The sequence below is a fragment of the Bacillus sp. DNRA2 genome, from assembly GCF_012843265.1.
Taxonomy (GTDB): domain Bacteria; phylum Bacillota; class Bacilli; order Bacillales; family Cytobacillaceae; genus Bacillus_BU.
In genome coordinates, this window is record NZ_JABAIT010000003.1 from 157,885 (window position 1) to 170,623 (window position 12,739).

General features: G+C 39.6%; 11 protein-coding genes. All 11 read left to right on the forward strand.

All coding sequences use genetic code 11. The features are described from left to right. The first annotated feature begins 64 nt into the window (after nt 1-64). A complete protein-coding gene (locus HHO41_RS04520; protein ID WP_169095922.1) occupies nt 65-322 on the forward strand; it encodes a DUF3243 domain-containing protein in 258 nt (85 codons plus the stop codon). 183 nt (nt 323-505) lie between these two features. Continuing rightward, complete coding sequence (locus HHO41_RS04525) at nt 506-1,291, forward strand: YmfK family protein (protein ID WP_169095924.1); 786 nt, start codon at nt 506-508, stop codon at nt 1,289-1,291. A gap of 17 nt (nt 1,292-1,308) precedes the next feature. Next, nucleotides 1,309-2,241 carry a RodZ domain-containing protein gene (locus HHO41_RS04530; RefSeq protein WP_169095926.1) on the forward strand — a complete coding sequence of 311 codons (933 nt, stop codon included), beginning with the start codon at nt 1,309-1,311 and terminating at the stop codon, nt 2,239-2,241. Between the two features lie 202 nt (nt 2,242-2,443). Then, nucleotides 2,444-3,022 carry a CDP-diacylglycerol--glycerol-3-phosphate 3-phosphatidyltransferase gene (pgsA, locus tag HHO41_RS04535; protein ID WP_169095928.1) on the forward strand — a complete coding sequence of 193 codons (579 nt, stop codon included), beginning with the start codon at nt 2,444-2,446 and terminating at the stop codon, nt 3,020-3,022. A gap of 23 nt (nt 3,023-3,045) precedes the next feature. Beyond that, nucleotides 3,046-4,299 (forward strand): competence/damage-inducible protein A, encoded by a 1,254-nt coding sequence (locus tag HHO41_RS04540; protein WP_169095930.1) that lies wholly within the window; start codon nt 3,046-3,048, stop codon nt 4,297-4,299. 700 nt (nt 4,300-4,999) lie between these two features. Beyond that, nucleotides 5,000-6,049 carry a recombinase RecA gene (gene recA, locus HHO41_RS04545; protein WP_282434260.1) on the forward strand — a complete coding sequence of 350 codons (1,050 nt, stop codon included), beginning with the start codon at nt 5,000-5,002 and terminating at the stop codon, nt 6,047-6,049. A 400-nt stretch (nt 6,050-6,449) separates the two neighbouring features. Continuing rightward, nucleotides 6,450-8,009, forward strand: coding sequence for a ribonuclease Y (gene rny / locus HHO41_RS04550; RefSeq protein ID WP_169095932.1), 1,560 nt, complete (start codon nt 6,450-6,452; stop codon nt 8,007-8,009). Between the two features lie 283 nt (nt 8,010-8,292). Continuing rightward, nucleotides 8,293-9,090, forward strand: a complete 798-nt coding sequence (locus HHO41_RS04555; protein ID WP_169095934.1) for a TIGR00282 family metallophosphoesterase — start codon at nt 8,293-8,295, stop codon at nt 9,088-9,090. 166 nt (nt 9,091-9,256) lie between these two features. Further along, entirely contained in the window at nt 9,257-9,517 is a 261-nt protein-coding gene (gene spoVS, locus HHO41_RS04560) for a stage V sporulation protein SpoVS (protein ID WP_147532215.1), read from the forward strand. Nucleotides 9,518-10,079: 562 nt separating this feature from the next. Next, nucleotides 10,080-11,810, forward strand: a complete 1,731-nt coding sequence (locus tag HHO41_RS04565) for a 2-oxoacid:acceptor oxidoreductase subunit alpha (protein WP_169095936.1) — start codon at nt 10,080-10,082, stop codon at nt 11,808-11,810. After that, the gene (locus HHO41_RS04570; RefSeq protein WP_169095938.1) at nt 11,811-12,677 is read left to right on the forward strand and encodes a 2-oxoacid:ferredoxin oxidoreductase subunit beta; all 867 of its coding nucleotides are present in this window, start codon (nt 11,811-11,813) and stop codon (nt 12,675-12,677) included. It begins immediately after the preceding gene. The last annotated feature ends 62 nt before the right edge of the window (nt 12,678-12,739 follow it).

Sequence of the window (12,739 nt, forward strand, 5' to 3'; positions counted from 1 at the left end):
CGTGAATATTATCAGGCCTCTCAATGCAAAATAACAACGTACTACTTTAAAAGGAGGACTCACGATGTCTGTTTTAGATAACTGGTCACAATGGAAGGATTTCTTAGGAGATCGACTAAATCAAGCGCAAAGTACTGGAATGAACAAGGATGTAGTTAATGATTTAGCTTACCAGATTGGTGATTACTTAGCGAGTCAAGTGGAGCCGAAAAATGATCAGGAAAAAATTCTTGCTGATCTTTGGTCTGTTGCATCTCCTGATGAGCAGCATGCCATTGCAAATATTATGGTGAAACTTGTTTCAAACGACGGTACACGCTGATAGTGCACAAAAAAGAGAGGGTTTCCTCTCTTTTTTTAATGGATAAAAATTGGTTTAATTGTTTAATCGGGAAATATTTAAAGCAAATGGGTTTTCCCTTTCATCTTCATTAAAAATCATATATTATAGTACCTAGATGAAATTATGAGGAAAAAATCTATTGACTGATTTGGAGGTTGAGTAATGGAAAAGAAAGAATGGTATTTAGAATATGAAATTCAAAAAAACCGTCCTGGTCTATTAGGTGATATTTCCTCCTTATTAGGTATGTTAAAAATAAATATTGTCACGATAAATGGAATTGATTCTGGGCGTCGCGGCCTCCTAATTAAGGCAGAAGATAACGAAAGAATAAAACGATTAGAGTCAATTTTGAATACAATGGACACAATAAAAGTAATTAAACTTCGTGAACCAAAACTTATGGACCGTTTAGCTGTCCGTCATGGTCGATATATTCAAAGAGATGCAGATGATAGAAAGACATTTAGGTTTATCCGTGCTGATCTTGGTGTTTTAGTTGATTTTATGGCTGAATTAATGAAACAAGAAGGTCATAAGTTAATTGGAATCCGCGGAATGCCACGCGTTGGAAAAACTGAGTCAATTGTTGCATCGAGTGTTTGTGCGAGTAAACGTTGGCTGTTTGTTTCATCCACTCTACTTAAACAAACCATTCGTAATCAATTGATTGAGGATGAATATAGCGAGAATAATGTCTACATAATTGATGGAATTGTATCGACACGTCGGGCGAATGAACGTCATTGGCAGCTCATTCGTGAAATTATGCGGATGCCGACTGTAAAGGTTATCGAGCATCCAGATATTTTTATTCAAAACAGTGAGTATACAATGGATGATTTTGACTACATAATTGAACTGAGAAATGATCCGAGCGAAGAGATAACCTATGATTTAGTTGATTCTAATCTCACAAGTTCTGATATTGTCGGTTTTGATTTTTAATATGGTGGTGTTTTTCTGTGAATGAACTAGGTAGTAGACTGAAGCAGGCCCGTGAAGAAAAGGGACTGAGCTTAGATGATCTCCAAACGCTAACAAAAATTCAAAAGCGTTATTTGCAGGGAATCGAAGAAGGTAATTATTCGATGATGCCCGGCAAATTTTATGTGCGCGCTTTTATTAAACAATACGCTGAAGCGGTTGGAATCGATCACGAGGAGTTATTTGAAAGCTACAAAGCAGATATTCCTCCAGTATATGATGAACAAATAAATGAAAATATATCACGTGTTCAAACGAAAAAAACGCTTCCAGCAGGGAGCTCAAAGGTGCTCGATCTGCTACCTAAAATTCTACTTGGTGTTTTAGTCGTTGGTGTCGTGGCAGTCATTTATTTATTTGCACAAAAGAATGCTGGTGATGATGAAAAGAAAGAAGCTGCAAAAGGCAGTCAAGAAGTGAAGATCGAAGAGTCGGAAGACTTAAAGAAAACAGAAGAAACCTCTGCAACTAGTGACAAAAAGAATGCCGAGGATAAAAAAGCTGAAGATAAATCGAAAGATGACTCAAAAGCTGACGAACAAAAAAATGATGAAAAGAAGCAAGAAGAAAAAGCTACACAAGCTTTAGCAGTCGTTTCTGCACAAGGCAATGAAACAGCCTACGAGCTAAAAAATGCAGACAAGTTTGAATTAACGGTTACGACAACAGGTGAAACCTGGATTAACATTTTAAATGGTAAGGGCACTTCCTTCTTCCAGGGAATGTTAAAGAAGGGTGCAACAGAGAGTCAGACTGTCGATTTTTCAAAGGAAACCGAAGCGGTTGTTGTTGTTGGCCGTTCCTCAGATACCGAAATTTTTGTGAATGGACAAAAGCTTGAATATGCTGTCCCTGTTACTGAGGAAGTTCGCCAAGACATCACCATTCGCTATGTTCCACCAACGCAATAGTCATCATTTGATGACTATTTTCGCATGTGTGCGGACATGAGCAAGCTGCTTCCGCTTTTATTTATCTAGCTCCAGTGGCTAGGGGCTCGGGGTCACAAGCCAACCCGCCAAGAAGGTCAAAGAACGACCTTCTCGCCGGCTCGTCTTGCGCCAGTCGCCCCTGGGCAAGCCACTTCCGCTTTTATTATTTGGAGGGAAAAAAATGAATTTACCTAATAAGATTACAGTGTCACGAATCATGTTGATCCCACTATTTCTAGTCATTATGCTAGTGGATTTTTCTTGGGGTGAAATGAGCTTTATTGGTGCAGATATGCCTGTTACCCATTTTGTCGGAGCCCTTATATTCATCATTGCATCGACTACTGACTGGATTGATGGACATCTTGCCAGAAAACATAACTTAGTTACAAACATGGGGAAATTTCTAGATCCGCTTGCTGACAAGCTATTGGTATCTGCAGCATTGATTGTATTGGTAGAGCTTGGCTATGCTCCATCATGGATTGTTATCGTGATTATCAGCCGCGAATTTGCCGTAACTGGATTACGTTTGATTCTTGCAGGAACAGGGGAAGTTGTAGCTGCGAACATGCTTGGAAAAATCAAAACTTGGGCGCAAATTGTTGCAATTTCAGCATTACTTTTACATAATACGATTTTTGAACTCATAAACCTTCGCTTTGATTTGATTGCCCTTTGGGTGGCGCTCATCTTTACGATTTGGTCAGGTTGGGATTATTTTTATAAAAATCGTGACGTACTTGTCAATTCAAAATAACATCTATATTAAGGAGGCAGGCTATGAATGCGGAAATCATTGCAGTAGGAACTGAGCTTTTGCTTGGTCAAATCGCCAATACGAATGCACAGTTTATTTCAAAGGAGCTTGCCGATTTAGGAATAAATGTTTACTATCATACTGTCGTCGGCGATAATTCAAGCCGATTAAAATCAGCTCTTGCAATTGCTGAATTACGTTCAAATCTCATCATCTTCACAGGCGGTTTAGGCCCAACGAAAGATGATTTAACAAAAGAAACAATTGCTGCACACTTAGGCAAAAACTTAGTCTATGATTCTGAGTCATTAAAATCAATAGAAAGCTATTTTGAAAAGACTAACCGTCACATGACGGAAAACAATCGTAAACAAGCGATGGTTATTGAAGGGTCTCATGTGTTGCCAAATGATCATGGCATGGCACCGGGAATGGCAATTGTGATGGATAAGCGAATCTACATCTTGTTACCAGGACCACCGAGTGAAATGCAGCCGATGATGGCTCATTATGGATATGACTATTTAGCTTCGAAATTAACGGACCGTGAAAAGATTGTGTCAAGGGTACTTCGCTTTTTCGGAATTGGGGAGGCGGCCTTGGAAACTGAAATTGAAGATTTGATTGAACAACAAACCAATCCTACGATTGCCCCACTTGCAGGTGATGGTGAAGTTACTTTGCGTTTAACGGCTAAGCATTCCTCATTTTCTGAGGCTGAGAGATTGCTTGATTTGACAGAAGCTCAGATTCGCTTAAGAGTCGGACAGTTTTTGTATGGCTACGATGAGTCTTCTCTGTTAGAAGAAGCGATGAAGCTGTTGAAGCAACAAGGGCTAACCATTGCAGCAGCTGAATCGTTAACTGGGGGCATGTTTCAGCAGCAAATCACAACCGTTTCCGGAGCAAGCAAGGTTTTAAAAGGTGGCGTAGTTTGTTATACAAATGAAGTAAAGCGCAACATCCTTAATCTTTCCGAGGAAATAATCAGAAGAGATGGTGTGGTCAGTGAAGCTTGTGCTGCCGAGCTTGCCCGTAATGTTGCCGAACTTTTAAATGCAAAAATCGGTATCAGTTTTACCGGTGTCGCTGGTCCGGATGAGCAGGAAGGCAAACCTGTCGGAACAGTCTTTATCGGACTTCATCACGAGGGTAGGCCAACGATCGTGAAGCAGCTTCGCTTAAGTGGAAACAGAGATTCCATTCGCAATCGTACCGTGAAATTTGGTTTTTACCTATTATTACAAAGTTTAGCAGATACGCAGAGTGCCGGTTAGGTGCTCTGTTTTTTGTTGGTTGTTAAGGTGGGTTTGGTGATTGGAGCTATGTTTGGAGCGTACATCTGAAAAGATAGCACCAATGGAGGTGATTGGAGCTATGTTTGGGGAGTACATCTGGAAAAGTTAGCGCCAATGAGGGGTATTGGAGCTATGTTTGGGGAGTACATCTGGAAAAGTTAGCACCAATGAGGGGTATTGGAGCTATATTTGTGGTGTTCATGTAAAAAAGATAGCGCCAATGTGGGTGATTGGAACTATGTTTTGAGCGTTTATCCAGAAAAGATGGCTCCAACAATCCTAGTTACGGTTTTTATTTGAAATTTGATGGGTTTCGTTTGTCACGAATTATTCGTATTTTAGGTAAAATTGCATTTTTGGCACATTTTTACCCCCGAAACTACGAGTTTGCCTAGGCGAAAATATGTTTTTTGTGTAAAAATTGGCTACGAAAAAACCGAATAGATGTTCGATGTTTTTGTGGACAAACCGAAAAAAAGCAGTTATATTATAAATAGGTTTTGAGATGAGACAAGGAAGGAAAAGAGGTGAAAAGTACGTTCTGAATAAGTCATCACATGAAAAACGAAGTGAAAGCAATACAATGCGAACACTAAATTTTACATAGTGATAGCAATCAAATAAACGTACTGTATAAGCAGCTTTTTCTTCCTTGTTTATGAATAAAGGAGGAAATATTTTGGCTAATAATGATCGTCAAGCTGCCTTAGAAATGGCTCTAAAGCAAATAGAAAAACAATTTGGTAAAGGCTCTATCATGAAACTTGGAGAGCAAACCGACCGTAAGATTTCCACTATCTCAAGTGGATCACTTGCTCTCGACGTAGCACTTGGAGTAGGTGGGTACCCTCGCGGAAGAATTATTGAAATATATGGTCCAGAGAGCTCTGGTAAAACAACCGTAGCCCTTCATGCAATCGCTGAAGTTCAAGCTGCTGGTGGGCAAGCGGCATTTATCGATGCTGAGCATGCCCTTGACCCAGTTTATGCCCAAAACTTGGGGGTAAACATTGACGAATTACTACTTTCTCAACCAGATACTGGTGAACAAGCACTTGAAATCGCTGAAGCACTTGTGCGTAGTGGAGCTGTGGATATTCTAGTAATCGACTCTGTAGCAGCACTTGTTCCAAAAGCGGAAATCGAAGGCGAAATGGGTGATGCACACGTTGGTTTACAGGCCCGCTTAATGTCACAAGCACTTCGTAAACTTTCAGGTGCAATCAATAAATCAAAAACTATCGCTATCTTTATTAACCAGATTCGTGAAAAGGTTGGAATTATGTTCGGGAACCCCGAGACAACCCCAGGGGGACGTGCCCTTAAATTCTACTCAACGGTTCGACTTGAAGTCCGTCGTGCTGAACAATTAAAGCAAGGTAACGATATCGTCGGTAACAAGACAAAAATCAAAGTCGTTAAAAATAAAGTAGCACCACCATTCCGTGTGGCTGAAGTTGATATTATGTACGGAGAAGGAATTTCCATTGAAGGCGAAATCGTCGATATGGGTTCAGATCTTGATATTGTCCAAAAAAGCGGTTCTTGGTATTCATACAATGATGAGCGTGTTGGCCAAGGACGTGAAAATGCGAAGCTTTATTTAAAGGAAAATAAAGAAATTCGCAAGGAAATTCTTCAAAAAATCCGTGACCATTACAATCTTGATGGTGAAAAGGTTGTTACTGAGGAACCAGATGACCAAGAAGAGTTAAATTTACTAGACTAATCTAAAAATGGAAGCAGCAAAGTTGGTCTTACCATTTTGCTGTTTCTTTTTTTATGAGAAGTTTACTAATTTTGTAAAAATATTCATTGTTGAGATTGAAAATACTTTATACTTCAACTATTCAAACAAAGCAAATAAAAGAAAGATTTCCGTAAAAATACAAAAAAATTCTAAAAACCGGCAATATAAAATCCACAATATGGTAAACATAGTAATCATAAGGGACAACACGCTTGACAATAAAAATCCACAGCTTTACAATTAAATATGTATATTTTACATTTTTATGAGTATGTGAAAGCTTAAAAGCCCTCGTGCTGTATATTGACGTGAGAAACCAGTGTACATGCCGACAAGTTAAGAAATGCATTACAAGATCATAGCAAGAGGAGGTGAAACGATGGAACCTATTACGATCATCTCCATTTTGCTTGGCCTATTCGTCGGTGCGGTTGTTGGCTATTTTATTCGTAAGTCCATTGCTGAAGCAAAGATTGCTGGTGCAACTAATGCTGCAGAGCAGATTTTAGAAGATGCAAAGCGCGAAGCTGAAGCGTTAAAAAAGGAAGCACTGTTAGAAGCAAAGGATGAAATTCACAAGCTTCGCACAGAAGCTGAACGTGAGGTTCGAGAACGAAGAAATGAACTGCAAAAACAAGAAAACCGGTTGCTGCAAAAAGAGGAGAATCTAGATCGAAAGGACGAATCGTTAGACAAGCGTGAAGCCCAATTAGAGAAGAAAGAGGATACTCTTAACCAAAGACAACAGCATATTGAAGAGATGGAAAGCAAAGTGGACGAGATGGTACGATTGCAACAAGCTGAATTAGAACGAATCTCGAGCTTATCGCGTGAAGAGGCTAAAAATATCATTTTAGATCGTATGGAACAGGAATTAGCACATGATACTGCTGTAATGATAAAGGAAAGCGAAAATCGCATTAAAGAAGAATCTGATAAGAAGGCAAAAGAAATTTTGTCACTGGCGATTCAACGTTGTGCGGCTGACCATGTTGCAGAGACAACTGTATCTGTAGTAAACCTTCCAAATGATGAAATGAAAGGCCGAATCATTGGACGCGAAGGACGAAATATCCGTACTCTTGAAACCTTAACAGGTATCGACTTGATTATTGATGATACGCCAGAAGCGGTTATTTTATCTGGTTTTGATCCAATTCGAAGAGAAACGGCCCGCTTAGCTCTTGACAAGCTTGTTCAAGACGGACGTATCCATCCTGCACGTATTGAAGAAATGGTGGATAAAGCTCGCCGTGAGGTAGATGAGCATATCCGCGAAATTGGTGAACATACTACTTTTGAAGTAGGCGTTCATGGGCTCCATCCGGATCTAATTAAAATTCTTGGACGACTTAAGTTTCGGACAAGTTATGGCCAAAACGTGTTAAAACATTCAATCGAAGTCGCTCAGTTATCTGGCTTATTAGCTGCTGAGTTAGGCGAAGATGAAACATTAGCACGCCGTGCCGGATTATTACACGATATTGGTAAAGCAATCGACCATGAAGTGGAAGGAAGCCACGTTGAAATAGGGGTAGAGCTTGCTACGAAGTACAAGGAGCACCCAGTTGTTATTAACAGTATTGCTTCCCACCATGGAGATACTGAACCAACTTCAACCATTGCGGTTCTTGTTGCTGCAGCAGATGCATTGTCAGCTGCTAGACCAGGTGCCCGCAGTGAAACTCTTGAAAACTATATTCGTCGACTTGAAAAACTTGAAGAGATTTCAGAGTCGTTTGATGGCGTTGAAAAGTCATTTGCAATTCAAGCTGGTCGTGAGATCCGGATTATTGCTAAACCGGAACAAATTGACGACTTGGAAGCACATCGACTTGCGCGAGATATCCGAAAGAGAATTGAAGAAGAGCTTGATTACCCGGGTCATATAAAAGTGACGGTTATTCGGGAAACAAGAGCTGTAGAATATGCAAAATAAAGCGGTGCATCTGCGCCGCTTTTTTTTATTGAGTATGTAAGTTTCGTCCATCGCAAAAAAGGAAGTCATCAATAAGGGTTATTAGGTACCTAATTTAGCGGCAACAGCCTAAACCAAGTCATCAAAGCTATATGTATGCGCCTTGACCTTGCGAACCCCGTCAAGCCGAATTGGCCAAACCCAACATACCCAACTCCAGCTTTTCAGGCGTGCTACCGCTATTGATTTAATATGTGCTACAATGAAACACAGGAAAATACCGTAACATAGAAAGGAATTAGCCATGAGAATTTTGTTTGTAGGAGATGTTGTTGGTTCTCCTGGTCGGGACATGGTCAAAGAATATGTTCCAAAATTAAAAGAAAAATATCGCCCAACCATTACGATCATTAATGGTGAAAACGCTGCAGGCGGTAGGGGAATCACCGAAGCCATATACCGTAGTTTCTTAGAGGTCGGTGCCCAAGCTGTAACGCTCGGGAATCACACTTGGGATAATCGAGAGATCTTTGAATTTATCGATAAAGCAAAATACCTAGTTCGTCCGGCAAACTTTCCTGAAGAAGTACCAGGTAAGGGGATCACTTATTTAAAAATTAATCAAGACGAAGTCGCCATTATCAATTTACAGGGGCGGACCTTTATGCCCGCAATTGATTGCCCTTTTAAAAAAGCAGACGAGCTTGTTGAAGAGGCTCGGAAAAGAACGCCCATTATCTTTGTTGATTTTCATGCAGAGGCGACGAGTGAAAAGCAGGCAATCGGTTGGTATTTGGATGGCCGCATTTCAGCCGTTGTAGGCACCCATACACACGTGCAAACGGCAGATGACCGAATCTTGCCAGGAGGTACTGCTTACATCAGTGATGTGGGCATGACAGGTCCATATGATGGCATTTTAGGGGTCGAGAAGGATGCCGTCTTAAAAAGGTTCTTAACAAGCCTGCCAAGCCGATTTGAGGTTCCTAAGGAAGGGCGAACACTGCTTAGCGCAGTCATGATAGATATTGATAAAAAAACCGGAAAAGCGAAGAAAATTGAGAGAATCTTGATTAATGACGATCACCCGTTTTTCTCTTAACAAAATCAAAAGAAATGAGTCTCTGACATTATGTCTGAGGCTTTTTTTCGTCCAAGCCGGAATAACTATTAGAATGAGCGAATATAGTAACAATGGAATGAGTTACACCTGATTTGTTCATGTAACTGAACATGCGGGATCGGGAATGAACGAGGGGGAGCCAGGAATGGAGATATTAAAAGTTTCAGCAAAATCTAATCCTAATTCTGTAGCTGGTGCGCTTGCTGGTGTTCTACGAGAAAGAGGCGCTGCAGAAATTCAAGCTATCGGCGCAGGTGCATTGAATCAAGCCGTTAAGGCAGTTGCGATTGCAAGAGGTTTTGTTGCGCCAAGTGGAGTCGATTTAATTTGTATCCCGGCATTTACTGATATTAAAATTGACAACGAGGAACGAACAGCGATAAAGCTTATTGTTGAACCGAGATAAAAGTATTTTTGGAGATTAAAAGGAAGTTTTGTCAAGTGGTAATGTATCACAATTTATTAAAAAAATGACGAAAAAACAGAAGTATATACAAAAAACCTGTTTGTCGCAAGTGCGCTAACAGGTTCTTTTTTTGGGAAATTTTATGATAAAAGCATAAAAAATCTGTTTAAAGCAGAAAAAAACTATTCTAAAATACACTGGATGAACCTAACTTTTCACTCTTGCAATCCTAAGATTTAACTGTGAATTAGGAAAAAACCCTTATTTATAGGGGTTTTTGGCACCTAAAAAATATGAATGAGCATTCACTTCACCCGCGCCATATTTAGTATTTTCCCACAAATAAAAAAATATTCACATTTTCGTCAAAATTTCGCCTTTTAGGGTTGCATTTTTTAACGGTAAGGTCTAGAATTGTAATCGTTTAGTACCACACTTTAATATTTTTTAAGAAGTTTTAACTATATAAGGGTAATTTCTAGTGAATTTTCTAGGAAGGTGCTACACTTAGAATTGTAATAATTCTACATATTTTCTTAACGTATCCAAAGGGGTGTAAGAAATGATTAATCAGCTTTCATGGAAAGTTGGCGGACAGCAAGGGGAAGGCATTGAAAGTACAGGGGAAATCTTCTCAATAGCCTTAAATCGCATGGGTTATTATTTGTACGGTTATCGTCACTTTTCATCTCGTATTAAAGGCGGTCATACAAATAATAAAATCCGCGTAAGTACGAAAGAAGTTCGTTCCATCTCAGATGATCTTGATATTTTGGTGGCTTTTGACCAAGAAACGATAGATCTAAACTATAAAGAACTCCACGACAACGGAGTTATTATGGCAGACACTAAATTTAATCCACAACAACCGGAAGACACAAAGGCTTCATTGTATGCGGTTCCATTCACGGAAATTGCTACTGAACTTGGTACATCTTTAATGAAGAACATGGTTGCAATCGGTGCAACTAGTGCAGTATTAGACCTTGATATTCACGTGTTTGAAGAAGTTGTAAACGAAATCTTCGGTAAAAAAGGTCAACAAGTTGTAGACAAAAACATGGAAGCAATTCGTTCTGGTTTTGAATATATGAAAGAAAAGCTTGGTGGCAGTATCGAAACTATGCATCTTGAAAAAGCAGATGGTCAAAAACGCTTATTCATGATTGGTAACGATGCTATCGCAATGGGTGCTTTGGCTGGTGGTTGTCGCTTTATGGCAGCGTATCCAATTACTCCTGCATCAGAAATCATGGAATACTTAATTAAGAAATTACCAGCATTAGGTGGAGCAGTTATCCAAACAGAAGATGAAATTGCTGCTGCAACAATGGCAATCGGTGCTAACTACGGTGGTGCTCGTGCCCTAACAGCATCTTCAGGCCCTGGACTTTCTCTTAAAATGGAAGCTATCGGTTTAGCAGGTATGACTGAAACTCCAATCGTAATTGTTGATACACAACGTGGAGGTCCATCAACTGGTCTTCCTACTAAACAAGAACAATCTGACCTTATGGCAATGATCTATGGTACTCACGGTGAAATTCCAAAAATCGTAATGGCACCAAGTACTGTAGAAGAAGCTTTCTATGATACTGCTGAGGCCTTTAACTTGGCTGAAGAATATCAATGTCCGGTTATCGTTCTATCAGACTTGCAATTATCACTAGGAAAGCAAACAGTTGAGCCACTTTCTTTAGATAAAGTTGAAATTCGTCGTGGTAAGCTAGTTCAAGAAGAACTTCCAGAAATCAACGGCTACTTTAAGCGTTATGAAGTGACTGAAGATGGTGTTTCTCCTCGTTCAATTCCTGGCCAAAAATATGGTATCCACCATGTAACTGGTGTTGAGCATGCTGAAACAGGAAAGCCTTCTGAATCTGCAGCAAACCGTATTGCTCAAATGGATAAACGTTTTAGAAAAATCGAAAACCTTAAATTCGACACACCTGTATACAAAAATGCTCCTCATGAAGAAGCAGACTTGTTAATCGTAGGTTTCAATTCTACAAGAGGTGCGATTGAAGAAGCAATCGAACGTTTGGAGAAAGATGGATTAAAAGTGAACCATGCTCATGTTCGTTTAATCTACCCATTCCCATCAGATGACATTCAACCATTAATCGAATCTGCAAAGAAAGTTGCAGTAATTGAAAATAATGCGACAGGCCAATTAGCAAACATTATGAAAATGAATGTTGCTAGTGCACATAAATTAGTGAAGATTCTAAAATATGACGGAAATCCGTTCTTGCCGCATGAAGTTTATTCAAAATGCAAGGAGTTGTTCTAAATGGCCACATTTAAAGACTTTCGAAATGATGTGAAACCAAACTGGTGTCCTGGATGTGGAGATTTCTCAGTACAAGCTGCAATGCAACGTGCGGCAGCAAATGTAGGTTTAGAACCAGAAAATCTAGCTGTAATTTCAGGTATCGGCTGTTCTGGACGTATCTCCGGTTACATTAACTCATATGGCTTCCACAGCATTCATGGACGTGCATTGCCAATCGCTCAAGGTGTAAAAATGGCAAATCGCGATTTAACCGTTCTTGCTGCTGGTGGAGACGGAGATGGATTCGCAATTGGTACAGGTCATACTGTTCATGCGATTCGCCGTAACATCAACATTACTTATATCGTAATGGACAACCATATTTATGGTTTAACAAAAGGTCAAACTTCACCTCGCTCTGATGCAGGTTTCAAAACTAAATCAACTCCAGCCGGTTCTGTTGAACAACCACTTTCAACAATGGAGTTAGCATTAACTACTGGCGCGACTTTTGTTGCGCAAAGTTTCTCAACTGATCTTAAAGAACTAACTGCATTAATTGAAGCTGGAATCAAGCATGAAGGCTTCTCATTAATTAACGTGTTCAGTCCGTGTGTAACTTATAACAAAGTAAACACATATGATTGGTTTAAAGAGCACTTAGTAAAACTTAGCGATATCGAAGGTTATGATCCATCAAGTCGCGAAATGGCTATGCAAACATTAATGGAAAAAGACGGTTTAGTAACTGGTCTTATCTATCAGAACACTGCAAGAAAATCTTACCAAGATTTAATTCAAGGTTATTCTGAAACTCCATTAACAAAAGCAGATCTTACATTAGATCAAAATTACTTCGACAAACTAGTTGAAGAATTCGTATAAGAATTGAACGTAAAGCCCTGTCAGGTTCGCCTGGCGGGGCTTTTTTGTATGTTTTTTTAAAA

Bases quoted from the DNA above. Each gene is read 5' to 3' on its own strand.
- HHO41_RS04520 (WP_169095922.1), top strand. From the start codon at position 65: ATGTCTGTTTTAGATAACTGGTCACAATGGAAGGATTTCTTAGGAGAT.
- HHO41_RS04525 (WP_169095924.1), top strand. From the start codon at position 506: ATGGAAAAGAAAGAATGGTATTTAGAATATGAAATTCAAAAAAACCGT.
- pgsA (WP_169095928.1), top strand. From the start codon at position 2,444: ATGAATTTACCTAATAAGATTACAGTGTCACGAATCATGTTGATCCCA.
- HHO41_RS04540 (WP_169095930.1), top strand. From the start codon at position 3,046: ATGAATGCGGAAATCATTGCAGTAGGAACTGAGCTTTTGCTTGGTCAA.
- rny (WP_169095932.1), top strand. From the start codon at position 6,450: ATGGAACCTATTACGATCATCTCCATTTTGCTTGGCCTATTCGTCGGT.
- HHO41_RS04555 (WP_169095934.1), top strand. From the start codon at position 8,293: ATGAGAATTTTGTTTGTAGGAGATGTTGTTGGTTCTCCTGGTCGGGAC.
- spoVS (WP_147532215.1), top strand. From the start codon at position 9,257: ATGGAGATATTAAAAGTTTCAGCAAAATCTAATCCTAATTCTGTAGCT.
- HHO41_RS04565 (WP_169095936.1), top strand. From the start codon at position 10,080: ATGATTAATCAGCTTTCATGGAAAGTTGGCGGACAGCAAGGGGAAGGC.
- HHO41_RS04570 (WP_169095938.1), top strand. From the start codon at position 11,811: ATGGCCACATTTAAAGACTTTCGAAATGATGTGAAACCAAACTGGTGT.